At 65.5% G+C, this 25,873-nt stretch carries 23 protein-coding genes and 1 tRNA gene; 13 read left to right on the top strand and 11 right to left on the bottom strand.

Going from position 1 to position 25,873, the window contains the following annotated elements; genetic code table 11:
- Positions 1-133: 133 nt before the first annotated feature.
- Both G6P88_RS10295 and G6P88_RS10290 read left to right on the top strand, forming a co-directional pair.
- Complete coding sequence (locus G6P88_RS10295) at positions 134-973, top strand: TorF family putative porin (RefSeq protein WP_165323072.1); 840 nt, start codon at positions 134-136, stop codon at positions 971-973.
- Positions 974-1,289: 316 nt separating this feature from the next.
- Complete coding sequence (locus G6P88_RS10290; RefSeq protein WP_165323071.1) at positions 1,290-1,502, top strand: DUF2061 domain-containing protein; 213 nt, start codon at positions 1,290-1,292, stop codon at positions 1,500-1,502.
- Between the two features lie 50 nt (positions 1,503-1,552).
- Here G6P88_RS10290 and nhaA read toward each other — a convergent pair whose 3' ends face one another.
- Both nhaA and G6P88_RS10280 read right to left on the bottom strand, forming a co-directional pair.
- A complete protein-coding gene (gene nhaA / locus G6P88_RS10285) occupies positions 1,553-2,734 on the bottom strand; it encodes a Na+/H+ antiporter NhaA (RefSeq protein ID WP_165323070.1) in 1,182 nt (393 codons plus the stop codon).
- Positions 2,735-2,874: 140 nt separating this feature from the next.
- Positions 2,875-3,168 (bottom strand): VOC family protein, encoded by a 294-nt coding sequence (locus tag G6P88_RS10280; RefSeq protein WP_206335741.1) that lies wholly within the window; start codon positions 3,166-3,168, stop codon positions 2,875-2,877.
- A 467-nt stretch (positions 3,169-3,635) separates the two neighbouring features.
- Between G6P88_RS10280 and G6P88_RS10275 the strand changes: the two genes are divergently transcribed.
- From G6P88_RS10275 to G6P88_RS10245, 7 genes are all read left to right on the top strand, one after another.
- Positions 3,636-3,935 carry a PqqD family protein gene (locus G6P88_RS10275; RefSeq protein WP_165323069.1) on the top strand — a complete coding sequence of 100 codons (300 nt, stop codon included), beginning with the start codon at positions 3,636-3,638 and terminating at the stop codon, positions 3,933-3,935.
- Positions 3,932-4,363, top strand: a complete 432-nt coding sequence (locus G6P88_RS20540; protein WP_226946515.1) for a lasso peptide biosynthesis B2 protein — start codon at positions 3,932-3,934, stop codon at positions 4,361-4,363. Before G6P88_RS10275 ends, G6P88_RS20540 begins: the two co-directional genes overlap by 4 nt.
- 285 nt (positions 4,364-4,648) lie before the next feature.
- Positions 4,649-5,698: a glycosyltransferase family 9 protein gene (locus tag G6P88_RS10265; protein WP_165323067.1), complete on the top strand. Its 1,050-nt coding sequence runs from the start codon at positions 4,649-4,651 to the stop codon at positions 5,696-5,698.
- Positions 5,689-6,546, top strand: coding sequence for a polysaccharide pyruvyl transferase family protein (locus G6P88_RS10260; protein WP_165323066.1), 858 nt, complete (start codon positions 5,689-5,691; stop codon positions 6,544-6,546). The genes G6P88_RS10265 and G6P88_RS10260 overlap by 10 nt, the downstream gene beginning before the upstream one ends.
- The gene (locus G6P88_RS10255) at positions 6,543-7,511 is read left to right on the top strand and encodes a hypothetical protein (RefSeq protein WP_165323065.1); all 969 of its coding nucleotides are present in this window, start codon (positions 6,543-6,545) and stop codon (positions 7,509-7,511) included. Before G6P88_RS10260 ends, G6P88_RS10255 begins: the two co-directional genes overlap by 4 nt.
- A complete protein-coding gene (locus G6P88_RS10250; protein ID WP_165323064.1) occupies positions 7,508-9,391 on the top strand; it encodes an asparagine synthase-related protein in 1,884 nt (627 codons plus the stop codon). Before G6P88_RS10255 ends, G6P88_RS10250 begins: the two co-directional genes overlap by 4 nt.
- Positions 9,388-10,293, top strand: a complete 906-nt coding sequence (locus tag G6P88_RS10245; protein WP_165323063.1) for a hypothetical protein — start codon at positions 9,388-9,390, stop codon at positions 10,291-10,293. The genes G6P88_RS10250 and G6P88_RS10245 overlap by 4 nt, the downstream gene beginning before the upstream one ends.
- 68 nt (positions 10,294-10,361) lie before the next feature.
- Here G6P88_RS10245 and trmB read toward each other — a convergent pair whose 3' ends face one another.
- The 3 genes from trmB to metK form a co-directional block, all read right to left on the bottom strand.
- A complete protein-coding gene (trmB, locus tag G6P88_RS10240) occupies positions 10,362-11,042 on the bottom strand; it encodes a tRNA (guanine(46)-N(7))-methyltransferase TrmB (protein ID WP_165323062.1) in 681 nt (226 codons plus the stop codon).
- A complete protein-coding gene (locus G6P88_RS10235) occupies positions 11,035-11,625 on the bottom strand; it encodes a class I SAM-dependent methyltransferase (RefSeq protein WP_226946514.1) in 591 nt (196 codons plus the stop codon). The genes trmB and G6P88_RS10235 overlap by 8 nt, the downstream gene beginning before the upstream one ends.
- 100 nt (positions 11,626-11,725) lie before the next feature.
- Complete coding sequence (metK, locus tag G6P88_RS10230) at positions 11,726-12,940, bottom strand: methionine adenosyltransferase (RefSeq protein WP_165323061.1); 1,215 nt, start codon at positions 12,938-12,940, stop codon at positions 11,726-11,728.
- A 247-nt stretch (positions 12,941-13,187) separates the two neighbouring features.
- Between metK and G6P88_RS10225 the strand changes: the two genes are divergently transcribed.
- Positions 13,188-13,481 (top strand): hypothetical protein, encoded by a 294-nt coding sequence (locus G6P88_RS10225; protein WP_165323060.1) that lies wholly within the window; start codon positions 13,188-13,190, stop codon positions 13,479-13,481.
- A 2-nt stretch (positions 13,482-13,483) separates the two neighbouring features.
- Here G6P88_RS10225 and lnt read toward each other — a convergent pair whose 3' ends face one another.
- Complete coding sequence (gene lnt / locus G6P88_RS10220; RefSeq protein ID WP_165323059.1) at positions 13,484-15,130, bottom strand: apolipoprotein N-acyltransferase; 1,647 nt, start codon at positions 15,128-15,130, stop codon at positions 13,484-13,486.
- A 245-nt stretch (positions 15,131-15,375) separates the two neighbouring features.
- On the opposite strand from lnt, the gene groES reads away from it, so the two are divergent.
- Together groES and groL are read left to right on the top strand one after the other, a co-directional pair.
- The gene (groES, locus tag G6P88_RS10215; RefSeq protein ID WP_165323058.1) at positions 15,376-15,663 is read left to right on the top strand and encodes a co-chaperone GroES; all 288 of its coding nucleotides are present in this window, start codon (positions 15,376-15,378) and stop codon (positions 15,661-15,663) included.
- Between the two features lie 65 nt (positions 15,664-15,728).
- A complete protein-coding gene (groL, locus tag G6P88_RS10210; RefSeq protein WP_165323057.1) occupies positions 15,729-17,381 on the top strand; it encodes a chaperonin GroEL in 1,653 nt (550 codons plus the stop codon).
- A gap of 205 nt (positions 17,382-17,586) precedes the next feature.
- Here the strand turns inward: groL and G6P88_RS10205 are convergent, their stop codons facing one another.
- Complete coding sequence (locus G6P88_RS10205; protein WP_226946513.1) at positions 17,587-18,540, bottom strand: peptidylprolyl isomerase; 954 nt, start codon at positions 18,538-18,540, stop codon at positions 17,587-17,589.
- A gap of 75 nt (positions 18,541-18,615) precedes the next feature.
- On the opposite strand from G6P88_RS10205, the gene G6P88_RS10200 reads away from it, so the two are divergent.
- Positions 18,616-18,706 (top strand) — tRNA-Ser (locus tag G6P88_RS10200).
- A gap of 47 nt (positions 18,707-18,753) precedes the next feature.
- Here the strand turns inward: G6P88_RS10200 and G6P88_RS10195 are convergent.
- The 4 genes from G6P88_RS10195 to G6P88_RS10180 all read right to left on the bottom strand — a co-directional run bounded on the left by G6P88_RS10195 (position 18,754) and on the right by G6P88_RS10180 (position 25,864).
- Positions 18,754-19,911 (bottom strand): integrase core domain-containing protein, encoded by a 1,158-nt coding sequence (locus G6P88_RS10195; RefSeq protein WP_226946830.1) that lies wholly within the window; start codon positions 19,909-19,911, stop codon positions 18,754-18,756.
- A gap of 380 nt (positions 19,912-20,291) precedes the next feature.
- Positions 20,292-22,070, bottom strand: a complete 1,779-nt coding sequence (locus tag G6P88_RS10190; protein WP_226946512.1) for a M61 metallopeptidase family protein — start codon at positions 22,068-22,070, stop codon at positions 20,292-20,294.
- Positions 22,071-22,159: 89 nt separating this feature from the next.
- Positions 22,160-24,433: a TonB-dependent receptor gene (locus tag G6P88_RS10185; RefSeq protein ID WP_165323054.1), complete on the bottom strand. Its 2,274-nt coding sequence runs from the start codon at positions 24,431-24,433 to the stop codon at positions 22,160-22,162.
- A gap of 267 nt (positions 24,434-24,700) precedes the next feature.
- A complete protein-coding gene (locus G6P88_RS10180) occupies positions 24,701-25,864 on the bottom strand; it encodes a pyridoxal phosphate-dependent aminotransferase (protein ID WP_226946511.1) in 1,164 nt (387 codons plus the stop codon).
- Positions 25,865-25,873 lie beyond the last annotated feature (9 nt).

Genomic DNA, 25,873 nt, shown 5'->3' with positions numbered 1-25,873 from the left:
TTTGTAACAATCTAGAAACGTATTGCTGAAGCTCTTCTCCATAATGGCCGCGTCGAATGGAGACGCGATCCGCATAGAGATGGCGCACGTCGATGAGGAGGGACGATCCTAAACCGAAAAGGGGATTGTCTTTATGCGCTTTCCGAAACTCACCGCCGCAGTCCTGGCTCTTGCGGCCGCCACGCCGGCTCTCGCTCAGGACGAGGAAAGCTCCGCCTTCAAAGTGACCGGCAGTGTCGGTCTCGTTTCCGATTACCGCTTCCGCGGCGTGTCGCAGAGCGACAAGGAAATGGCGATTCAGGGCGGTATCACCATCAACCATGAGAGCGGCTTCTATGCCGGCACCTGGGGATCGAACCTCTCGGGCTGGGGCACGTTCGGCGGCTCCAACATGGAACTCGACCTGTTCGCAGGCTACAAGGTCCAGCTCAACGATGCCGTCGCCGTCGACACCGGCCTGACCTGGTTCATGTATCCGGGCGGCGCTTCGGAGACCGATTTCGCCGAGCTCTTCCTGAAGGTCAGCGGCACGGCCGGTCCGGTCAATCTTCTCGGCGGCGTCGCTTATGCGCCGAAGCAGCAAGCCCTCGGTCGCTGGTATCTCACCGGCGCATCCTACGGCACCGGTGTTCCGGACGCTCCGGGCGACAAGGAAGACAATCTCTACATCTGGGGCGACATCTCCAGCGCGATCCCGAGCACGCCTGTCACGCTGAAGGGCCACCTTGGCTATTCGAACGGCAATTCGGGCCTGGGTCCGAATGGAACCAGCGTTGCTCCGACCGGCAAATATCTCGACTGGCTCGTCGGTGCCGATGTCGCCGTAGGCCCGGTCGTGCTCGGCGTGTCTTATATCGACACCGACATTTCGAAGAGCGAGTCGGCCTATCTTCTGCCGAACTTCTCTTCGACCAAGAATGGTTCGTCGATCGCGAGCGGCAAGGTCGTATTCTCGGTCAGCGCCGCTTTCTGAACCGCGGCAGGACAAGGACGGGACGCGCCATTGGCGCGTCCCGTTTTTTATGGGGCGTGGTGCCAGCGACGCATCCCGAAACCCATAGAAACATTTCGTTGCAAAGATGCCAATGACGCATCGCAGCAATTTTCATCATCATAATCGGCGGATAATCGCCGTTTCCCAGAGCCCTCGGGCGGTGTGGCGCGATCGCCATAGCCGAGGCGATATTCTGTCATCAGCGCGCTCTGATTGAACGCCTCACTTGGCCTGATCGCTATTGTCCGCTTTCTATTTGCGAATAATTCGCAATAAAGGGGGCGGAGAAAAGCTCATGCCGACCGACCTGCTGAAGACCCTGACCTATTTGTCGCTGCACCTGACGATCGGATTCAGCGTGGCCTATGCCCTGACCGGATCGATTCAGGTCGCCGGCGGGATTGCGCTGATAGAGCCCTGCGTCAATGCCGTTGCCTTCTTCTTCCACGAACGGGCCTGGAAGCGTCGCGAGGCCGCTCGCCCTGCAAGGGGGCCGCTGGCGGCCTGACGATCGTCGCCCCTCCTCGCAGGGCGCGATCTGCCCTGATTGGCCCGCAATCAGGCAGGCAGATCCTTCTCGCGCTGGGTGAAGCGCAGAAGCAGGAAGCCCAGCAAGCCGGACAGGAGCGAGCCGACGAGGATTCCGATCTTCGCCTCGGCCTGCAGAATGGGCTGGCCGGCAAAGGCAAGCAGAGTGATGAACAGGCTCATCGTGAAGCCGATGCCGCAGAGGAGGGCGGTCCCCGCCAGTTGCGCCGGGGTCGCATGGGCGGGCATGTCCGCGAGGCCGAGCCGGACGGCGACGATGGACGTTCCAAATACCCCCACGACCTTACCGACGAGCAAGCCCAGACCGACCCCGATCGTGATGGGTGCGGTGAAAGCCTCCGGCGGAAGGCCGATGACCCGCACGCCCGCATTGGCCAGACCGAAGACCGGCAGGATCAGGAAGGAGACAGGCAGGTGCAGGCGGTGCTCCAGCCGATGGAGCGGGCTGCACGACTCGGAGTCCGGGCGGCCGGGCGATTCCTGCAGCGGGATCGCGAAGGCAAGGACGACCCCCGCCAGTGTGGCGTGGACGCCCGACCCCAGAACGAAGATCCACAGGACAAGGCCCACGAGCAGATAGGGGAGGAGGCGACGAATGCCGAGGCGGTTCATCATGAACAGCAGGGTTGCGACACCCGCCGCCGCCGCGAGATGCGGCAGCGATAGGTCCGCTGTGTAGAATAGGGCGATGATGATGACCGCGCCGAGATCGTCGATGATGGCAAGCGCGGTCAGGAAGATGCGAAGGGAAACGGGAACCCGTTTGCCCAGCAGGGCGAGAACCCCCAGTGCGAAGGCGATGTCGGTCGCTGCCGGTATGGCCCATCCATGTGCCGACGCCCCCGGGTTCAGCAGCAGATAGACGAGCGCCGGCGCGGCCATTCCGCCGGCGGCGGCAAGGCCCGGCAAGATGCGCCGGGGCCAGGACGATAATTGCCCGTCCAGAACCTCCCTCTTTATCTCGAGCCCGACCAGCAGAAAAAAAATCGCCATCAGCCCGTCGTTGATCCAGTGCTGTACCGACAGGGGGCCGAGATAGGCGTGCAGGGCGTGCTCATAGGCCTGTCCCAGCGATGAATTGGCGACGACCAGCGCCAGCGCGGCGCAGGCCATCAGCATCAGGCCGGCCGATGCCTGGCCATGGAAGAACTGGCGAAGCGCGCTGCGCGGTTTCAAGCGGGAGAGGACCATCGAAACTCCGGGCATGGGACTGCCCGCTGGCGGCCCGACCAGCGAAGAAACCTGCCCGTCATCACCCGGACGAGCACCCTCGGCTGCTATCGCAGAGGCCCACCTTCCCTGCAACCCCGTGCAGTTCGCTTTGACGGGCCTCAGACTTTCCGGGCGGCCAATTGCTTGGCAACCCACCAGATATGGCAGGCCGGGTCGCGAAACCCGACCCGCAGATCGTCATCATCTGCCTTGCGCAGCGGCGTCTGAACCGCCTCTGCGCCGGCTGCGATGGCCCGATCATAAGGGGACTGGGCATCGGAAACGTACCGATGCAGATGGACTTCCGACGAGCGATATGGGGTCGCGCCACCGCCGATCATGACGATGCTGTCGTCGATGCGCAGCTCAGCGTGCATCAGCGAGCCGTCGGGCCGGTCGAAGCGGCGAACCACCGGCGAGGCCCCCCTTCAATGTAGGTAAAAAGTCAGCGTTGTTGCTGTGAGTGCAACAGTAAGTCGCCGATGCGACGGAAAACGCACGACTTATGGTCCGAACGATTCCTGGACTCGTATGCGAGCAGCCGATGGAAAGAGGCGGGCGATTCCAGCGTCCCGCTTTCTCGCACAATCAGATTCGGCTGAATGTGATCTCTTGGTGCCCCGTCAGACGAGAGCCACCTGCAAGAAACGGCCTATTGATTCAAGCCCGGCGCCCTACCGCCGTCTGTACCGAAAATACCAGGTCGAATGAATCTTCGCGGGAGCCCCGGCTGCGTAGCGGGTCTCGGGTCAGTCCAGGCTTCGACAGCACGCATATGGGTGGTGCCGGGCGAATGATTGTCATGTGCCGCCCCCTATAGTAGGGGCAAGTCCCCATGCTCCTTTAGTGATATGATAGCGACATAGAGACAGTTTCGGCCATGTCGGTAGCCTCCTTTCCAGATGATGCGTTGCTGGTCAGAGCGCGGAACATCGTGTTTAGCGATCTCGACAATGAGCTGATCATGATTTCGGCCGAGGCCGGGAAAGTGTTTTCGCTCAACGTCGTTGCTCGCCATGCGTGGATGGCCATGGCAGAGCCGATCACGTTCGGCGCGCTGTGCGAAGCTTTGCGCACGGCATTCGTGGTGGAGCCGCAGCAGTGCGCCGACGATGTGGCAGAGCTTGTCCATACGTTGAGAGAGCTGGGGCTGCTCGCCGTTACGCACGCCGCGGCATGACAGCGCGCTGCTGGCAAAGATGGGCCTTGCGCCTGGAGGCCGTCGTCTTTGTCGCCCTGGCCCGCCTGATCCTGGTCGTCCTGCCGTTCCGCCGCCTCAAGCCGTTCCTCTCCCGCCCTCTCGCCAGCCCGCCGGCCCCAGCGAAGGAGCAGGCGATCGCCATCGCGTCGATACAGGCGGCAATCCTGTGGGTCTGGCGGCGGGGCATGTTGAGGGATTCCTGCTTTCACCGGGCCATCGCCGCGCATCTCATGCTGCGCCGCCGCCGGGTGCCCACATGGTTTCATTATGGTGCAGCAACGGTCGCAGCGAGGGGGCTGACCGGGCATGTCTGGCTGACATCTGCCATTGGCCCTGTCGTGGGGGGGATCAGGCGCCGGACTATGCGCCGCTCTTGTGTTGGGGGCCTACAAGCGACTGAGGAGTAGCCCTGAGATTGCAACGTTCCGGAAGCGGGGATAGAATAAGTCCAACAATATGCCCAACGAGGAACCGAGAATGGACTCCAACCTGAACGCCGGATCTTCCGATCAATCCCGGAATTCGGCATCCGCTTCCTGCGGCACAGAGATGGCGCCCCGGGCCGCTTGGGTGAAGCCGGCGGTCGTGGTCGAGGAGATGTCACGCGCGCAGACGGGCGGTTCTAATTTTCTCAATACCGACGGCGGAAGTACCTGCGCCAGCTGACGCAAGCTCAGTGCTGCGACCCGCTTGTGCCAAAGAAGCGGCCTATCCTGCTTCTTGGCTGGCAGACCACCATCGGATCGGGCATCGCGGCCCTTCCCGCCATTCACGCCGTCCGGGCCCATTTCGGCGAGGACGCCGAATATTGGCTTCTAACGCGGCCCGCCCCTGCGGGCACATCCCATCCGGCTGAGCTTCTCATCGGCTGGGGTCGGCTGGAAGGGCTGCTGTTCCTTCCGCGGCTGCGGCATGTCTGGCGCTGGCTGGCCCTGCTGCGCAAGGTCCATCGGTTGGGCATGGACCGTGCCGTCTATGTAGATCTTTCCGCCCCCCGGCGCGTCACCCGGATATTGCTCGACGCTTTCTGTCGTCTGGCGGGCCTCGGCCGTCCCATGGGCCTTCCTGGACAAGCCCAGCCCATCTACAGTTCTCCGCACGAGCCAGCCCGCCGTCTCGCCAATCTGGCTGCTGCCGGCCTGCCATGCCCCGCTTCGCCTTACCTGCCGCGACTGCTCCCACCGGCAGCTGTCGATGTCGATGCATGGCTCGCGGCCAATGCGCGGCCCGGACGAAGGCTGGTGGCCATCTGTCCCGGGGCGCGAGCACAGGCCAATCACTGGCCGGAGGATCGCTTCATCGCCCTGGGTGAGCGTCTCATTCGCGAGGGGCGGTACGAATTGGTCATCTGCGGCGGCCCCTCCGAAAGCGGGGTGGCCGAAAGGCTGCGCGCGCGTTGGGGGGAAGGACTGGTGGCCGCGGGGACGTTGAGTCTCGTCGCGACCGCGCGCCTGCTTTCCCGTTGCGATCTTGTGGTCGGCCTGGACACGGGCACCAGCCATCTCGCCGCTGCCCTGGGTGTCCCCGTTATCGAGATTCAGGGCGGGCGCTGTGTGGTGGGGGCGTGGGACCCGATAGGGCGCGATGTTACCGTGCTGCGCTTCGAGGTTCCCTGCGCCGGCTGCGGACATGCCGTCTGTCCGCTGGCCATCCACCCTTGCATGCGGGGCATCTCCCTCGAACAGGTATGGCACGCGGTGCAGCAGCGTCTTGCCCGTCCCGTGGATGCCGCATGTACCTGAACTGCCATTATTGGGGCCGGGATGCGTTCGTTCTCAATCTCGGAGATTCGCTCGTCCCCCTGATCCTGCGTGCTTTTGGCCATGACTGCGCGCCCCGCCCCGAGGCCGCGGCCAATGCCGGCCGGACACTGCTGGTCATCGGCTCGCTTTTGGATGATGCCGATCTCGATCGGATCGCCGGTCCGATCGATGTTTGGGGATGTGGCTGGCGAGGCGGATCGGTGTCTGACCGCAACCTGGACCGGCTGACATTCCACGGCGTGCGCGGTCCTCTCACCGCGCGGGCGCTTGGGCTGTCCGGCACTCTTCCGCAGTCCGACCCGGGCTTCCTGTTGCCGGCGATTCTTCCGCCTCCCGCCATGCGACACGGCCTGCGGCTGGTCCTCCCCCATTGCCTTCGCGTGCGGACGCAGTTGCCCGCCGAGCGCCTCGCCGCAACGGGGGCTGACGCCATTCTCTCCCCCTGGGTCGTGCGGCGGCAGGGACGCCTCACGTCCGCCAAGCTGCAGCAGGCCGCCGGGCGACTGTTGTCTGCTGCCATTTGGCCAAGGGGCGTGGAAAGCAGCGTGCGCACCCTGGCCGGGGCGCGTTTCGTCCTGACCGGCAGCCTGCATGGGGCGATATTGTGCCAGGCCTATGGCACTCCTTGGGCCGCCTATGCGGATGACGGCATCGATGCGCCGGCGAAGTGGCAGGACCTTGCGGCTCTCCTCGACATCGACATTGCCCTGGTGCGAACCGTCGGGGCAGGGGAGGCCTGGTGGGACAGGACAGGCCAGTGGGCCAGGCCGCCTGAGCTCGAGCCTTTTCGCGCGGCCTTTCCCTACCGGCAGGAGGGCGCGCGATGATCGTGCTGCCGCGCGACCGGTTCGTGCCGGAGGCTTGGCGGACCATCGCCGCTAGGGGGCCGGTCCATATGTTCAATCCGGGCATGACGACGTTTGGCGGCCGCCGCATCATGGCCTATCGCCTGGTGCTGGCGGACGGGCGGCGGCGGCTCGCCATCTGTGCCCTGGATGCGGCGCTGGAGCCGGTCTCCGGCAGCGTCCAGCCGCTGTCCGACCATCTGGCCGAAGGCGGGGCGTGGCTTGCCGATCCGCGCTTCTGCACCCTGGGAGACCGCTTGCTCCTTCACTTCAACACCGGCGACCGGCCACGCCCGAACAGCATCTTCCTTGTCGAGATCGATCCGCACTCGCTGCTCCCGTGCGCCGCGGCGCAGCCGCTGGAGCTTGAAGGACGAAGGCCAGTCGAGAAGAACTGGATGCTGTTCTCCCCCGACGGGGACACGCTTCTGGCTGTCTACAGTATCCGGCCCCATGTGGTGCTTCGCCTCCATCTGCGTGCCGGCGCATCCGTGCAGAGCGAGATGATGGCGAGGCATGACTGGACGGCGCCCTTGGCCAGCCTCTCGGAACCGCGCGGGGGAACGCCGCCCATCCGGGTGGGGGATGTCTTCTATTCCTTCTTCCACCTTCTGGTGCCAGCGCCGCGCTGGAAACGGGTGCTCCACGCTATGCGTCACAAGGGCGGCCGCCCGCTGCATCGCTACGAAATGGGCTTCTACGGCTTCCAGGCATCGCCCCCTTTCGCTCCCCTGTGCCACACGCCGGTTTCGATCGCGCGCGCGCCAGCCCGGCGCGCAGGGGACGCGCTCCCCCTCAACCGCGACGCGGAACGCGTACTCTATCCCATGGGTGCCGAGTTCTCCGAGAACCGCTGGACCGTGGCCGCCGGGCTGCATGACGAACGCTGCTGCTTTCTCCACTTTGATCATGCCGACTTGCTGCAGCGCGTGGAGCCGGTGGCATGAGTGCGCTCTTCGGCTATGTCCGCCCTGACGGCGTGCCGGAGGGCGAAGGCCTTCTGGCCCGGATGCGCGTCGCCCTGGCGGGGCCCTTCGATGAGGCTGGTGGCCTCTGGGCCGATGTCATGGCGGGCATGGGCACCCGTCGGCTCGCGCGACGCCCCGCCACGAACCGGCCGATGACATGCGTCCGCACGGGTCTTGTCTTTGCGGCGGACGCGCGCATCGACAATAGAGCCGAGCTGTGCTCCGAGCTCAAGGCTGCGGGCGTGGTCCTTGAGGAAGAGGATGATGCCGGTCTGCTCTTTGCCGCCTGGCGCCGTTGGGATGTGTCGGCACTGACGCGGATCGCAGGAGCCTTCGCATTCGCGGCGTGGGCGCCACAGACGCGGCGGCTCGTGCTCGGCCGTTCTGCCATCGTCGGGCCGCCGCTGCATTATCATGAGGCTGGCGATGGCCTTGCCTTTGCGACCATGCCGCGCGGCCTCTTCGCCTTGCCCTGGGTCGACCGTCGGCTGGACCGGCACACGCTGGCCATGAACCTCATCCGCCTTTCGGGCGAGGACCACGTGACGCTATTTGCCGGCATCCGGCGTCTCCCGACGGGCTGCGTGCTGGAGAAGGAGGGCCGGCTGCCGGCTGTGGTCCGGCGATGGTGGGAGGTGGATCTTTCCCGCCCTTTGCCCACCGGCAGCCTTGAAGATCATGCCGTCGCGTTGCGGGATCTCCTCGCCCGCGTGGTGGATGAGCAAATGCCGCAGGCTGAACCGGCAGCTCTCATGCTCAGCGGCGGGCTCGACTCCGCCGGGATCGCTGCGCTTGCGGTGCGGGCGCGCCCGCATGTCCTCGCCTTCACCCATGTTACGGCGCCCGGCGCCGGCGTCCCGCCAGAGGGCTGGCGGGCGGATGAGAGCACCCTCGTCCAGGACCTCGCCAGCAGCTCCACAGGTCTCGACAGCCGCATCCTGCCTTTCGAGTCGGGCTATCCGTTGGATGGCGCGGACGACATGGTGCGTGTGCAGGAGCGTCATTTTTCCAATATTGGCAATCTCGACTGGATGATCACCGCGCTGAAGGCGGCACGCGAGAGCGGGGCCGGGGTCATGCTGACGGGCATGCAAGGGAATCTGACCGCCAGCCGGGCCGGCGGAGCGCCCTTTCTCGCCGCCCTGGCCGCGCGGGACTGGCCCGGCCTTGTGCGGGAGTTCAGCGTGCGTCGCGCGCTGTCTGCGGGTTGGCTTCTCCTGCCCGAGCCGCTGCGACGGCGCATGCTTATGTTTCGCGGACATCCATTTGCCGCGACGGCCCGTCCGTGGCGTGACCATCACCCCGTTCATCCCGCTTTTGCGGACGCGCAGGAGCTGGATGCGGCGGGGCCGGTCTGGTTCTCCACCTACATGCCGCCGCCGCAGGCCGATGAGCGATACAGGATGCTGTATCTGCTCCAGCGCCAGGATATCGGTCTTGTGGATCATGCCTTCACCCATCTCACCGGGGTTGAGTGGCGGCACCCGCTGGCGGACCGGCGCGTCGCGGAATTCTGCCTGCAGCTTCCCAATCGCCTGTTCCACCACCAAGGCGAGCCGCGGACCATGATGCGCGAGATGTTGCGGGGGCTGCTGCCCGAGAGCATCCGCACGTCTCGCATCCGGGGGCTGCAGGGGTACGATATGATGGCGCGGCTGAAGGCCCATCCCGGCCAGCTGATGGCCGATCTGGAACGGCTGGATCAGAACGCCCTAGCATGCGAGGCGCTCGACCTTGGGCGGATGCGACGGTGCGCTGAGGACCTGCTGGCAGACCGTGCCGCCCCCATCAGCATATTGGTGGGCGGTCTCACCATGGGGCGGTTCCTGTGCTGGCTGGAAGAGGAAGGCGTCCGGTGAACGAGGGCAGGGTCTATGCGCTATCCGGCATCCGGTTGGCCTGCGGTTTCGAGGTTCCCGAATGGGAAAGCTTTCGGGTGGAGCCCGGAGCGGGTGAGGATGTCCGGATCGCATTGGCGGAGGCGCAGCCGGGCCTTCCCGCCACAAGCTGTGCGCTTGCGGAGGGGCGCGATCTCTGGCTGGTCATTTCCGGCTTCGCCACCTTCCATGTGGAGGATGGCTGTCGCATTACGGTCTTTCCGGAGCCCGATGTTCCCCTAAGCCAGTGGCGGCCCTTCCTTCTCGGAACCGCCTGGAACGCCCTTTGCCTTCAGCGGGACATCCTCCTCCTTCATGCCTCGGTGGTCGCCCGGGACAAGAACGCGCTGGCCTTCTGCGGGCCGTCCGGGGCGGGGAAGTCGAGCATGGCGGCAAGCCTCCTGCGGGAAGGCTATAGTCTTGTGAGCGACGATCTCTGCCGGGTCGATCCGTCACCGGTCGCGCAGGTCCATCCCTCGATGCCCCGCCTTCGGCTCTGGAGGGAGATGCTGGCGCTGGGCGGCGCGGTTCCGGAGGAGCTGACCCCTGTTCTGGACGGACGCGACAAGTTCCAGCTGCCCGTGGCCGGCACCGGAAGGGCGCCGGTCTCGCTCCACGCGATTTTCCTGCTCGAATGGGGAGAGCCGGAGGTACGCCGCATCTGCGGCCTCGATGCCCTCAAGCGGCTGGTCGGCGAGGCCACCTACCGGCCGGAGATGGTAGAGGCCATGGGGCTGTCCGGGCGGCACTGGCAGCACTGCCTGACCCTGCTCCGCACCGTTCCCCTGTACGTCCTCCGCCGACCACGCGACATCGCCCGGCTTGACGCAGCCCCAGCGCTGATCCGCCAGCTTACAGGCGATCCTCGCCACACGGGAATGTAGCGCGGGCAGCGTCCATGGGCTGGCCCAAAGGATGTCAGCTCACCTCGGTAGAATCGTGCCCTGGCGCATCAACGGCGGCGATATCGAAAATACCAGACCTCATGCCCCTTCGCGCGCGCCTTGGCCTCGTAACGGGTTTCGGGCCAGTCGTCGGGGCGGACGAGGAAGTCGCGCGGGCTTTCGCCCAGCCACTCGAAATCGGGCGAGCGGCCCATCACCATCATCGCCCAGCGGACATAGACGGGGTGGTCGGTGCCGAAGCGAAACTCGCCGCCCGGCTTCATCTTGCGCGCGATCAGGCCGATCGGGCCGTCGTTCATGAAGCGGCGCTTGGCGTGGCGCGCCTTGGGCCAGGGGTCGGGATGGAGCAGCCAGGCGCGCTCGAGCGAGGCGTCGGGCAGGCGTTCGAGCACGTCGATCGCGTCGCCCATGTGCAGCCGCACATTGTCGAGGCCGAGCTCGTCGATCTTCATCAGCGCGCCGACCACCCCGTCGAGAAAGGGCTCGCACCCGATGAAGCCATGGGCCCGGCGCTGGTCGGCCTGCCAGGCCATGTGCTCGCCCTTGCCGAAGCCGATCTCCAGTTCCAGCGGGCGGTCGTCGCCGAACAGCACGGGCGCGTCGAGCGCGCCGGCTTCCGGCACGCTGATCTCGGGCAGCAGCCGCTCGACCAGTTCCGCCTGTCCCTGCCGCAGCTTGTGCCCCTGCCGGCGCCCGTAGAGGCGCCGGATCGAGAGCGGATCATTCATGGTCGCGACCTATTTCATAAACGGCGGCCGGCGGGAGATTGCGCAACGTGCTGGACAAGCGTCGGGCCTTGAGGCCGAGCCGTTCCATGACGGGCTTCCGCACCGGACAGACCGGGCTGTAGCTGAACTGGTAGAGTCGGCCGCCGGGGCGCATGAGATCGAAGCAGCCCCGCATGATCTTCATCTGCTGACTGACGTTCATGCTCAGGATCGGCAGGCCGGAAATGGTGGCGCCGGCGAGGCGGTCGGCGAACAGGGCGCGGTGGCGATGGACGCCCGCCGCATCGCCGCGCACGATACGCGCCTGGGGGAAGCGCGTTTCGAGCATGCGCGCGAAGTCCGCCTCATTCTCGATCAGGATCAGGTCCGATTGCTGCAGGCCGCGGTCGAGCAGCGCCTTGGTGAAGACGCCGGTGCCGGGACCAAGCTCGATCACCGGCGCCATTTCGGGCGTGATATGGGCGGTGATCAGCCGGGCGAGCGACGGGCCCGACGGGGCCACGGCGGCGATACCGAGCGGATCCCGTGCCCAGGCGCGCAGGAAGGCTGCGAGATCCGAAATGGGCGCTCCGCTCGAGGTCACGACGCTGCCCTACTCGCTTCCCGCCATGCTGCGCCAGAGGAAAGAAACGGCTACCGAACAATATGTCCGGCCCGGTCGCCCGGGCCGGAGCAGGACGATGTCAGGCCAGCGCGGCCTTGAGCTTGTCGACGAGGTCGGTGCGCTCCCAAGGGAAGAGATCGCCTTCGGCCTTGCGCCCGAAATGGCCATAGGCTGCGGTCTTGCGATAGATCGGCTTGTTGAGGCCGAGATGGGTGCGGATGCCGCGCGGGGTCAAACGGCCCAGTTCCTCGATGCCCTGGATCGCGGCTTCGATCGCGGCGTCGTTCACGCCGTCGCGCGCAGTGCCGTGGGTGTCGACATAGAGCGACAGCGGTTCGGACACGCCGATCGCATAAGCGAGCTGGATCGTGCAGCGGCGAGCGAGCCCGGCGGCGACGATGTTCTTCGCCAGATAGCGGCTGATATAGGCGGCCGAGCGATCGACCTTGGTCGGATCCTTGCCGGAGAAGGCGCCGCCGCCATGGGGTGCGGCACCGCCATAGGTGTCGACGATGATCTTGCGCCCGGTCAGGCCGGCGTCGCCGTCGGGGCCGCCGATCTCGAAGCTGCCGGTCGGGTTGATGTGGTAGACGGTCTTGTCGGACAGCAGCTCTGCCGGGAGGATGTCGGCGACGACCTGCTTCACATAGGCCTTGAGTTCGGCTTCCTTCTCACCCTCGTCATAGCCCTTGCCATGCTGAGTCGAAACCACGATCGCCGTCGCGGCGGCCGGCTTGCCGTTCTCGAAGCGCAGGGTGACCTGGCTCTTGGCGTCGGGCTCGAGGAAGGGGGCTGCGCCCGAGTGGCGATCGGCGGCCATGCGCTCGAGGATCTTGTGGCTGTAGTAGAGCGTGGCCGGCATCAGGTCGGGCGTCTCGTCGCAGGCGAAGCCGAACATGATCCCCTGGTCGCCGGCGCCTTCGTCCTTGTTGCCGCTGGCGTCGACGCCCTGCGCGATATGGGCCGACTGGCCGTGCAGATTATTCTCGAAGCGGAACTGGTTCCAATGAAAGCCGTCCTGCTCATAGCCGATCTCGCGCACCGTCTCGCGGACGGTCTTCTCGATCTCTTCCTGTGCGCCGGCGGCCCAGGCACCATTCTCATACACGCCCTTGCAGCGGATCTCGCCCGCCAGCACGACCAGCTGAGTGGTGGTCAGCGTCTCGCACGCGATGCGCGCCTCCGGATCCTTCGACAGGAAGAGATCGACGATGGCGTCCGAAATCTGATCGGCGACCTTGTCGGGATGGCCTTCGGACACGCTTTCGGACGTGAAGAGATAGTTGCTGCGCATAGGTACGGACTGACCTCTTGGGATGATCGTCGCCTGATAAGGCGCTCGCGGCGGATAGGATATAAAGAGTTCGTTATATCGCCCTTAACGCCGCTTGCTCCCGTCCGCAACGGGCGACGTCGACCGGCAGGCGGCGCGAGGATTCGGAACCCGACTCTAAAATCCTCCGAAATATACCGGACATTAAGGTGATTCGTTTCATGAGCGAGGCTTGGACAAGAGGGGATTCGCCCCGAGGAACTGCATCATGCCCTACAAGGTTGCGATCGACTGGCTTTATGGCTGCCCGCGGGACCCGTCGGCGGAGGAAGTCCGTGCGACCACCGCTGCCCGGCGGGTGTTCGAACAGGCTGGTATCGACGGCTGTACCGCCGAGAAGGATTATTACGCCCAGGGTGGCTTCTTCGGCAACGAAGCCGCGATGACGGGGCTCGCGCGGGTCTGGCTCGATGCCAGGGATGCGGCCAATGTCGCGGCGACCGAGAGCTGGCCCGATCCCACGCGTGCCCGGATCTCGATCGAATGCCGGCCTAACGGCTGACATCAGCGGCGGAAGGCAAATCCCAGCCCGCCGGCTGCCAGCAACAGCGCGAACAGCATCGGCAGCAGATTGCCGAAGCGCGCGAAAGGCGTCGCTTCGCGTGGCGACGGAAGTGTCGCGCTGATTGCTCCCGCCTGCCGCCAGGGCAGGCTGTGGAGAATCCGGCCATCGGCATCGACCACGGCGGAAATGCCGGTCGGCGTCGAGCGGATCACCGGCAAGCCCTCTTCCACCGCCCTCAGGCGCGCCTGGGCGAGATGCTGGGGCGGTCCCCAGCGGCCGAACCAGGCGTCGTTCGACGGATTGAAGAGGAAGTCCGGGCGGTTGCGCGCATCGACGACCTGTCCGGAAAAGATGATCTCGTAGCAGATCTGGATGCCCGCCTTGCCGAAGCCGGGCAGGGCCAGCGTTGCGGGCCCGGGCCCGGACAGGAAATCGACATTGCCCTGGACGAGGCGCGACAGCCCGATCGCCGACAATATCGGTCGTGCCGGCAGATATTCGCCATAGGGCACCAGATGGGCCTTGTCGTAGCGCCCGGTGATCCGGGCCTGTGAGTCGAGCGCGAACAGGCTGTTATGTGCGGCGGTGAGTTGCCCGCTCCGGTCGAAGATCAGCGAGTCCCCGCCGAGCAGGATGCGGTCGCGGGGGCCGAGCAATGCCGCGATCCGGGCGCGCGCATCGGGATCGATCTCCAGGAAGTCCGCAGTCGCCGCCTCGGGCCACAGGATCAGCCGGGGTGCCGGGCCCGGCTGGCCGGTCAGCGTCCGCAGCCGGATGAAATTCTTGCGCTGGAGGGCCGGATCCCATTTCTCGTTCTGGTTGATGTTCGGCTGGACCACCGTGAGCAGGGGGCCTTGGCGGGGCGGTAGCGGCCGCAGCAGCCAGGCCGAGAGAATCTGCGCCAGCATGGCCACGAGCAACGCCCAGCCGACCCGTTGCCAGCGGAGGCGCTTGGTGCCCGGCAGGATTGCCAAGAGCCAGATGCCCGACAGCAGGACGACCCATCCCGAGAAGCCATAGGTGCCGAACAGCCGGGTGAGGCCGATCCAGGCGGGTTCGGCGCTGTCGGGCGCGACCATCACCGCGCCGAGCGGGTTCCAAGCAAAGCCCGTGAACAGCGTGGCCCGCATATATTCGGTAAGGATCCAGCTTGCGGCGAACAGCGGTACGAAGGCCGCCGCAGCGGGAGTCGGGACATCGGCACGCTGGGGCGCCTCCATGCCTTCGGGGATCAGTCCCTTGAGTTTCGCGCGGCGGGTCGCACCCTCGAGCCGCACTTTCCGCAGATGAAGCGCTGCGGGCAATTGGTGGAGCGACCAGGCGAGGATGCAGGCGAGCATCGGATAGATCGCGAGGTAGAGGGCCAGCAGGACGACCGCGACGCCGCCCAGCCAATGGGGCATCGCGTCCTGATAGGTGAAGGCCTGGGCGATCCAGTTGTTGCCGAAGGTGAAGTGGCCGACGCCGAAGCTCCAGCCCCGCCAGGCGACGTCGCGCAGCCGCTCCGCCCGCAGCGTCAGCCACATCAGCGAGGCGACGCACAACAGGGTGATGACCCACCAGTTCAGCGGTGCGAAGCCGAGCGCGGAGGCCAGACCGAGCGCGAAAGCGATGGCCGGATATTTCAGTGGGACGAGTTTCTGCATCACCGGCTTCGAAAATTGCGATCGGCTCCCAATATCCCCCGGCGGCGGGAACAGGAACCCGCGATCGGCAGGCCGCAGACGGTGTCGGCAAAAAAATCACCTGGATCCCCGCTTGACTCCCGGGTGCCGCCTTCACATATCCCCGCTAGCACTCGCCATGAGTGAGTGCTAAAAGTTTCCAATCTGATGGAATCGACGGGGCCGCATCCGGCGTCGTCGAGAGTTGCTAGGAAAGGGTGAAGCGCATGAGTTTCCGTCCGCTGCACGATCGCGTGCTTGTCCGCCGCGTCGAGGCCGAGGAAAAGACCGCCGGCGGCATCATCATCCCGGATACGGCCAAGGAAAAGCCGCAGGAAGGCGAAGTCGTTGCCGTGGGCAACGGTGCCAAGAGCGACGACGGCAAGGTTACGCCGCTCGACGTCAAGGCCGGCGATCGCATCCTGTTCGGCAAATGGTCGGGCACCGAGGTGAAGGTCAACGGTGAAGACCTGCTGATCATGAAGGAAAGCGACATCCTGGGCGTCGTCGGCTGAGCCGCGACACCGGATTTTCCTGAATATCTACCCGTCTTAATCACATAATCAGAGGAATAGAGACCATGGCAGCGAAGGACGTTAAGTTTTCGCGCGACGCACGTGAGCGCATTCTGCGCGGCGTCGACATTCTCGCCGATGCGGTGAAGGTCACGCTGGGGCCGAAGGGCCGCAATGTCGTCATCGACAAGTCGTTCGGCGCCCCGCGCATCACCAAGGACGGCGTCACCGTCGCCAAGGAAATCGAACTGAAGGACAAGTTCGAGAATATGGGCGCGCAGATGGTCCGCGAGGTTGCCTCGAAGACCAACGATCTGGCCGGCGACGGCACGACCACCGCGACCGTTCTGGCGCAGGCGATCGTCCGCGAGGGCATGAAGTCGGTTGCGGCCGGCATGAACCCGATGGACCTGAAGCGCGGCATCGACCTCGCTGTCAACAAGGTCGTCGAGAACCTCAAGGCCCGCTCGAAGCCGGTCTCCGGTTCGAACGAAGTCGCCCAGGTCGGCATCATCTCGGCCAATGGCGACCGCGAAGTCGGCGAGAAGATCGCGGAAGCGATGGAGAAGGTCGGCAAGGAAGGCGTGATCACCGTCGAAGAGGCGAAGGGTCTCGAGTTCGAGCTCGACGTCGTCGAGGGCATGCAGTTCGACCGCGGCTATCTGTCGCCCTATTTCATCACCAACCCCGAGAAGATGCAGGTCGAGCTCAACGACCCGTACATCCTCATCCATGAGAAGAAGCTCTCGAACCTGCAGGCGATGCTGCCGATCCTCGAGGCGGTCGTGCAGTCGGGTCGTCCGCTGCTGATCATCGCCGAGGACATCGAGGGCGAGGCGCTGGCCACGCTGGTCGTCAACAAGCTGCGCGGCGGCCTGAAGGTCGCAGCGGTCAAGGCTCCGGGCTTCGGTGATCGTCGCAAGGCGATGCTCGAGGACATCGCGATCCTGACCAACGGCGAGATGATCTCCGAAGATCTCGGCATCAAGCTCGAGAGCGTCACGGTCGGCATGCTCGGCACCGCCAAGCGCGTCACCATCGACAAGGACAACACCACGATCGTCGACGGAGCCGGTTCGGCCGACGCGATCAAGGGCCGCGTCGAGGCAATCCGCAAGCAGATCGAGAACACCACCTCCGACTATGACCGCGAGAAGCTCCAGGAGCGCCTGGCCAAGCTCGCTGGCGGCGTCGCCGTCATCAAGGTCGGCGGTGCGACCGAGGTCGAGGTCAAGGAGCGCAAGGACCGCGTCGACGACGCGCTGCATGCGACCCGCGCCGCAGTCGAGGAAGGCATCGTTCCTGGCGGCGGTACCGCGCTGCTCTATGCCACCAAGGCTCTCGAAGGCCTGAAGGGCGCGAACGACGACCAGACCCGTGGCATCGACATCATCCGCAAGGCGATCACCGCCCCGGTGAAGCAGATCGCCCAGAATGCCGGCCATGATGGCGCGGTCGTCTCTGGCAACCTGCTGCGCGAGAATGACGAGAACCAGGGCTTCAACGCCTCGACCGACGTGTACGAGAACCTCGTCGCCGCCGGCGTGATCGACCCGACCAAGGTTGTTCGCACCGCGCTGCAGGACGCGGCCTCGGTCGCGGGTCTGCTGATCACCACCGAAGCGGCGATCTCCGATTCGCCCGAGGACAAGCCGGCAATGCCCATGGGCGGCGGCGGCATGGGCGGCATGGGTGGCATGGGCGGCATGGACTTCTAAGCGGCCTCGCGGCGGGCGGTTCGCCGTCCGTCGCAGCCGCTGCGAAATCCGCCGACCATCCGGTCATCGGAAAAAGGAAGGGCCCGGGGGACTATCCTCCGGGCCCTTTTCTCATCCGCCGGTCCCTGCGCGGGATAGTGCCGATGTGGGCCTCTGCCCTTGCCCGGCGCGAGCGTTGCTGGTTCCCGGTCCAGCCGGTGGCACTCTACCGGGTGAGGGGCGGGGTCGGGCGGACCGGCGGCAGGACGTTGCAGATGTCGACGCCGCCGGCGGGGTGGTTGAAGAAGACATCCTGCCGGTTCGCGCGCGCCTTGGTCCAGGCGGCGAAGGCGGGGCCGCCGGTCTTCATCACCTCGAAGCGGGGCCGCTCGGCGGGCGGAATGTCTGCCGCTATGCGCGCGGAGCGGATGGCGGGCCGCGCTTCGCCCTCCTTGTAGAATCCAAGCTGTTCGGTGCCGCGCGGCAGCGCCGACAGTATCTCCATGCCCGAAAGCACCCGGCCGACGGTTGCGATATTGCGGTCGAGATGGCGTGGGCCATGGCCGTTGACGACATAAAGCTCGGCGCCCGTGCCGGTGTCGGGCGCGATGTTGCGGCCCACGCCGACCATTCCATAGCAATGCGGAAGCCAGGCGAGGCCCTTTCCATCACCGGCGACCGGCCATCCCCCGGCATGCCCCACCATGGCGGCATAGGAATCGGGATAGGGGAGGCGGCGGACGTCCAGCCCCGTTGCCGGTCGCTCATATTCGGCGGGCGGCGCCGAGACGATGCCGGGCGGCAGCGGCTTCTTCTCGGTGGCGTCGCCCCATTGGACGACATAATTGTCCTGGACACGGTTGATCGTGATCCCGTCGAACCAGCCGGCCCGGACCAGCTTGCGGATATTGTCGACATGGACCGGCGCGAAGCCCGGAGCGAGGGCGATCACGACGCGGCGGCCACTATCGAAATCGAGCAGCAGCAGGTCTGCCTCCGGGAAGGCCTGCCAGTCGGCCGGAGTACTGGCGGCGAGGATTTCCCCGGCGGTCGCGGGCGGCTTCGCCGCAGGTGGCGCAGCTGCCGCGGCGAGCGGGGGCGCAAGAGCCGACAGGATGAGGAGCGGCGCAACGCCAAGTGCGAGGGAGCGGAGCGGAGGAGGGCAGGCTTTTGCGATCATGGCCGCATGATACATGCTCCAGCGCCTTGCGGAAGCCGCCGCGCCAAGCTAGGGAGCCAGCCTTCCAGTGCACGCGGAGCGGTGGCCGAGTGGTCGAAGGCGCTCGCCTGGAAAGTGAGTATACGGCAAAACCGTATCGAGGGTTCGAATCCCTCCCGCTCCGCCATCTCCACATTTGTACATACCCGAGACATGGGTGACGGATTGTTCCGGTCACATGGGTAACAACCTCGTGCCGAACGGGTTGTCGATGGTTTGCAGGGTTTTCTGTTCCAAGTCGATATATCCGAGATCGTAGTCGAGGAATGAGACGAGCCATATTCCGTCGTCGACTTCCTTGATGCCGAGTTTCTGGCCGGCGAGAACGGTCGAGATGTTGACCTTTTTCCGGTGCATGCAGATTCGCCCGCAGGCGGTGACGAGCACGTCGCGGTCGTGGAACGGGTACTCGACCGGGGGCAGGCCCTGATAAGGTTTCGTCGAGGGCGTGTAGAGTTCGGCGGGATATTTCATGCCGAGCGCTTCATGCGGGCGCTCTTGGTTGAACTCGGTGACGAAGCTGTCGAACCGGTCCTGCTGCTGTAGGAAGTTCATGCGCGCCGGGCGTGTCGCCTCGGCTTTGAGCGTACGATGCATGCGTTCGTGCCGGCCGTTCTGCTGGGGGCGACCCGGCTTGATCCGTTCGATGGTGATGCCCAGGCGGAGCCACCAGACGGACAGTTTGGACAGGTTGTAGAGGCCGTTGGGACTGGCGAAGGGAACGCCATTGTCGGAGCGGATGGCGGCCGGGAGACCTCTTTCCCTGAACAGCCTCTCGAAGCTCTCGATGACGGGCATTTCGCGTGTCGATTCCAGCGCCTCGCAGGCGAGCAGGAAGCGCGACGCATGGTCGGTGACCGTGAGCGGGTAGCAATATCGACCGCTTCCGAGTTTGAACTCGCCCTTGAAGTCGGTGCACCAGAGCTCGTTCGGCGCGAGGCCGGGCGACAAGGATGTTCCGGACGCCTTGCCTCGCCGCTTTCTGGCGCGGGTAACAAGTCCATGGCGATCGAGCACGGCGTGAACCGTGCTGACGGACGGTACGCGATAATCCCCGTCGAGCTTGCGCACCAACAACTCCCGGATCTTGCGGGCACCCCATCCCGGCTTATCCTTCTTGGTCGCGATCAGCAGTTGTACGATCTGGTCGGGCAGCTGATTGGCGTATCGAACCGGACGGCGGGAGCGGTCACACAGCGCGACCGGCCCATTCTCGCGGTACCGACTGACGATCTTGTAGCCGGTCTTGCGAGATATGCCGAACTCCCGGCACACATCGGTCATCGGCTCGCCCTCCAATATGCGGGCCACGAAGCGCAGACGTTCGTCCATCACGGAGACTTCCTTCCACGGCATCGACACATCTCCCCTGCGATCGCAGGGGAGATGTGTCACCCATGTCTCCGGTACAGTCTGTCACCTATCTCTCGGGTCGCTCAATTATCGGCGTTCGCGCCGATCGGCTAGAGACCTGGCTAAGCGACGCGCTCTGAGGCAGATCTGGGCGGATTTTTGCCTTTCGCCCGCCAAGACCTGATCCCGGCAGCCAGCAGAACGAAGGATTGCCGTGGCCTGCCGCGTCCGACGTTGCGGCGGCTCTGCGCCAGCCGCAATGAGTTGATGTTCGACGAAACGTCGAGGCCAAAGGTGGGAGTCAGCGGCGGGTTGCGCGGGCAGGCTCGGGTCCTCTCCTCGGCGACGAAAAGGGGCGTCTAGAGCGCGCAGCCCATTTTGCCCTCACGGTCGGGCACAAGCTCCCACTGCCAGGCATCGACGACCTCCCCGCGCGGTAGGTAGGTAAGCGAGAATAGGCTGTCGCCCCGGCGAACCTTCAGCTGAATCTGCTCTGTCTGTTCGCCTTGGATTCCGTCCTGGGGGACGGGATCGACGATCTCGTCGCCATCCTTAAGTCCCGCGCGTGCCGCGGCCGATCCGGGCAGCAGGCCGCGAACGATCCGCTTGGGCTGCGCCAGGACGTCGGTCGCGAAACCCAGCTCATAGCGCCGCAGTTTTGCCGTGGTCCGGCGGAAGCAGGGTCCGAAGGCGTCGGAGGCCGGAAGCGGCATCGCCCCGTCGAGGAAGGCGCGGAACGCGTCGACCGCTCCTGGGCCGAGTTCGGCGGCAAGCAGCTTTTCCCAGTCGCCATTATCGGTGACCTTGCCGGCCTTTTCGAGCGCGAGCATCGCGAAGACGAGATCGTCGAGGGATTTGCGTCCGCGCGATCCCTTGCGCATCGCATCATCGACCGTCGCGAAATAGAGCATGCCGCGATCATAGGGCAGCGTACGGACGCGGGTGTCAGCCCAGAACCGCTTGGGCACTTCCGCATTGGGGACGGTCGCCATCGCGCTGCTATAGTAGCGCGCCGCCGTCCAGTTGATGTCGGCCAGATACGCCTCTGCCCCGATCATGCCAAAGCGGAAGGGCAGCCGCGCCTGGTAGAAGGTCGCCAGCCCCTCGGCGAACCAGGAGGATTCCAGCCCCGCCGGATTGCCGATGAAAGGCTGGAAGGTGTGAAACATCTCGTGCGCCAGGGTCAGCTTGATCTTCTCGGCGTTCGATCCCTTGCCCCGCCCGAAGGTCGTCACGAAGGAACGGAACAGACCGACGCCTCCGCCTGCGTTGATCGGGTTGTAGCGCAGGAACACGCCATAAGGCGGCGACGCCTTCTGTCCGAAGAAGCGGGCATAATGGTCGTAGAGCCTACCGGTCCAGGCGAGCAGGCTGCCGGCATCGAAGGCGGGAACCCCCTGCCATGCGCCGAAGAAACCGCCGCTCGGGATCTTCGCCGGATAAGTGCCGATCCGCCCGGCCATGAAGAAACTCATGCGGATCTGGGCACCGTCGAGCGGTTCGACGGCCGTCGCCGTTCCTTCGCCCAGCGAACTGACACCCCGGCTGCCCCTCGGCGCGCGGGACAGGTCCCAGCCATAGGTGGTCCGATAATGATGCTCGCCCGGCGGCAGGAGCAGGAAGACGTGACCGGCGGCGGACACTCCGCCCCCGTCGGCGGAGAAGGAGAAGGGCGGCGCAGGTCCGCGCGGCGGGAGGGTCGCCTGAGCGGGCACGCTGTAGCGAACCGTGACCGTGCCCTCCACAGCCCTGTCCGCTATCCACTCGCGCGACGGACCACCGCCGACGGCATCGCGCAGGCCGGTCTCGGGAAGGTCGATGGTACGAGGGGTCAGATCCACGGGGCCCTTGGCGTCATGGGCTGTCATTGCCGTAATGACGGTCGCGACGCTGTCGACATTGCTGCTGACCAACGGCAGGCGCAGCAGCGGCTCGCCCCTGGCGACAGCCAGCCCTTCGAATCGCAGAGTGACGTCGACGGAGCCGATGGTCGTCGGGGCGGCAGGTGCGGCGATTGGCGCCAGCGTCACGGCAAGGGAGCCGTGTCGTTCCGCCGCACCCGCCATGGAAGGCGCGCCCAGGGCAAAAGGTAGCGAGAAGCCCGTCAGAAAATTCCTGATCGTCGTTCCGTGCACCATCTCGCCCTCGATACTGCCCCCGAAAAGATGCGCACATGCGGGATGTGCGCATCTCCCTTTCCATCGCGGGAGCAACGCCCCCGCGCGCGTCAGAAGGATCGCGTCAGCGTCAGGCCGAAGGTGCGCGGCTGGATGAAGAGCGCGGTCGGTACGTTGACGCCGTTGCGGTTGTCGGCTGCGGCCACGCCGCGCTTGTCGAACAGGTTGCGGACATAGAGGTTCGCGCCCCACACCTCGTCGAAGGTCAGGCCCCCGCGGACGTCGACCGTGGTGTAGCCCGGCAGGGCGATGCGGGGACGGGTGGCGTTCGCCGCGTTGGTCACGAAGGTGCCCGCACGATCGCCCAGATAGACGACGGTGAACCCGACAGTGCCCTCGAGCCGGTCGCTGAGCGGGAAGCTTTGGTTCGCGGTGATGTTGGCGGCGACGCGGGCGGAGAAGGGCAGGCGATCGCCATCCAGGCCGCGCAGACCGGTGGCATTGGCGATCGTCGGCAGATCCTCGGTCAGGGTCGCGTCGGTGAACGTCAGGTTGGTGTCGATCGTCATGCCCGCCCACGGGGTCAGGGTCGTCGCGAACTCGAGACCGCGGCTGCGCGCCTTGCCGCCATTGGACAGGAAGGTGAGCGAGCTGATCGAGTCGGTGCCCTGGAGCTGGATGTCCTTCCAGTCGATCTGGAACAGCGAGAGGTCGATCGTCAGCAGGCCGGGAACGACCTTGCCCTTGAAGCCCAGTTCATAATTGATGACCTTGTCCGAACCGAACGACTTGGGGACCGACGGCGGAGCGGCGATGTTGGGACCGCCGGGGCGATAGCCGGTCGCGATGCGCGCATAGGCGATGATGTCGCGCGAGAAATGATAGCTCGGCGAGATCAGCCAGGTGAAGGCGTTGTCGCTGGAATCCGCGATGGTGGTGCCCGAACCGAAGACCGGTGCGGTCTCGGCCGAGGTGATCAGCGTGGATTCGTTATGCTGCTTGTTGTGCGCGTAACGGCCGCCCACCTGGATATCGAGCTTGTCGGTCGCGTGCCAGGTCAGGTCGCCGAAGCCGGCATATTCGCGATAGGTGCCGGGGCCGGTCCCGATATAGGGCGTCGCGGTCAGGCTGCCCGAGGCGATCAGCGTCTGGTCGGTCGCGGCATGCTCGACCGTATAGAAGCCGCCGGCCAGCCAGGTGAGACTGGTGCCGATGTCGCCACCGAGCCGCACCTCCTGCGAGAATTTATGCGTCTTGTCGGCATTGGCGATCTGGACGGTCGGCCGCGTCGACAGGCCGTAGAGCGACCGCAGCAGGCCGCCGAAGACATTGGTTACGTCGCTGGTGATGACGTTGTCGGCCCGGCTCCACGCGCTGATCGAGGTCAACGTGACGCCACCGAGCTCGAGTTCGCCGCGCGCCGAATAAAGCTGGAATTTGGCTTTGTTGATCGAATCGAGCGAGCGGATCGTCAGATCGCCATAAACCGGCTCGAACGTGGTCCGGGCGGTCGCCGGGATCGGCGCTGCGGCGAGCGTGCAGGCGACGCACACCGGCACGCCGCCGGCGGTAATCGCGAGGTCGCTGTTCATCGCGTCGGTCTTCTGCCGAAGCGCCGAAAGGACGAGGCGGAAATTATCGGCAGGTTTGATCAGTGCCGCACCGCGGAAGCCCCAGACGTCTCGCGTGTTGACGTCCTTGGCTTTCAGCGCCTGCGGATTGGCGTTGTTGAGATAGGGGGCGTCCTCCCGCTTGAAGCCGCTGCCCAATACCGCCAGCCAGTCGGTGATCGGCACGTTAACCGAGCCGCGCAGCGCATAGCCGGTATCGCCGTGCGAGACGGCGGTGCCGCCCAGTTCGACCCGGCCGGAAAAGGCCTGAAGGTCCGGCTCCTTGAGCACATATTTGATCAGTCCGCCCAAGCTCGATGCACCGTAGAGCGTGCCCTGCGGCCCGCGCAGCACCTCGACTCTGCTGACGGCGCTCGCATCGAAATCGGGCAGCGGCGGCTGGCCGGTGCCGGTGGTGCCGCCGAACTGTACGTCATCGACGAGCAGGGCAACAGTCGGTGCCGTAGCGCCGCCGGTGGTAACGCCGCGCAGCGCAAGACCCGCGACGCGCTGGTTCGAATATTGAAGGCCGGGGACGCGATCGAAATATTCGGAGAGGCGGTTGATGTTCTGCGAGGTGAGCGTGTCGGCGGAAATCGCGCTGATCGCGACCGGAACGTCGATCAGGCGCTCGGCGCGCTTCTGCGCGGTCACGACGATGTCACCCGCCGCGTTGTCGTCCGCCGGGCGCATGTCCTGCGCGACGGCCGGCATCGACGCCGCCAGAGCGACGACCGCTGCCGACATGGAGATGGCATGTTTAAAGGTCTTCATTCTTTCTTACCTCCACTGAACCCACGGATCGCCGCCGCCCCCCTTGGACCAGCCGCTTCGCGCGCTATGCCTCGGCCCGTCCGCGGCCCGCGACTATCGCCGTCGGACCTGCGAACATCCCTCACCGAGGCCGCAACAAATTAGCCATCGTCGCCCGCCATATTTATTCTGATTCGCGTTTGCGGACCGGCTTCGCGCATAGATTTTCGCCGACAGCGGCCGAGTTGGATCAAGATTTACCGGCTTGGTCGCCAAGTCCGCGGTGGCTCAGGCCTGATCGATCGGCTCACGGTCCCGTGCGTAGGTGCGAAGGCCTTCCTCCAGCCCCCGCAGCCCGGCTTCGAGCTTGCCGTCCTCCTGGCAAAAGCCGATGCGGACATGACCGGGAGCGCCGAAATATTCGCCCGGCGCGACGATCACGCCGGAGCGCGCGATCAGCCACTCCGAAAAGGCGCGGCTGTCGGCGATGCCGGTCAGCGACGGGAAGCAGATGCAGCCGTCATCCGGCAACGCTCCACCCATCAAGCCTTGGGCGACCATGTCGTTGAACCATGTCTGAAAACGCGGCCGGCAGCGTTCGACATAGCTGCTCGAATGCTGCTCGAATGCAGCTCCGTTCGACAGGACGTGCGCGGCGATGGCGTGCGACAAGGTCGATACGCCGAATTCCACGCGACCGTTCAGGCGCCGCAGAGGCTCGAGCACTTCCGGCGCACCGACGATCCAGCCGCAGCGCAGCACGCCCAGGCCGTAGATCTTGGTCAGGCTCGACAGGCTGACGACTGCCGGCGACAGCGCCGAAGCCGGGCCTGCACGCCGCTCGCGCGCGGCATAATCCCCATAGACTTCGTCGACCACCAGCAGAAAGCCACGCCGCTCCGCGAGCTCGGCCAGGCCCCTCATCACGCCGGGTGCAATTCCCATGCCCGAAGGGTTGTGCAGATCGGACAGAACCACCAGCCGGGTGTTGGGGCGCAGCAGTGCCTCGATCTCGGTCACATCTATCGCGAACGCAGAACCGCTGCGGTGGAAGCAATCGGTCGAAGCGCCAGAGGCCTCCGCCAGGTGGCGGAACAAGTCGAAACCCGGGGTTTCGATCAGCACATGGTCGCCGGGCTTCACGAAAGCGCGATAGACCAGCGACAGGCCTCCCGTGGCACCGGTTGTGCAAAGAATTTGGTTGCGGTCGACCGCATAACGTTCGGCGAGCATGTCGCGGACGAAGGGATTTCCGTCGCCGAACGCGCTGACATAATAGCGCGAAAACTGGGGCTCGACCGCCTCGAGCACGGTGTGGCGCAGCAACTCGCGCGGTTCGGGTACCGAGCTTTCGAAAAGGCTGACCGCATTGCCCTGGCGCTGGCGGGCGGTGACGAGCGCGGCACGGACCCAGTCCGCATAGCTTCCCGCTTCGGAAGAAGGCGTCGGCATTGGCGTGGA

Source organism: Rhizorhabdus phycosphaerae, from assembly GCF_011044255.1.
Taxonomy (GTDB): Bacteria; Pseudomonadota; Alphaproteobacteria; order Sphingomonadales; family Sphingomonadaceae; genus Rhizorhabdus; species Rhizorhabdus phycosphaerae.
This window is presented reverse-complemented; position numbering and strand designations above follow the sequence as displayed.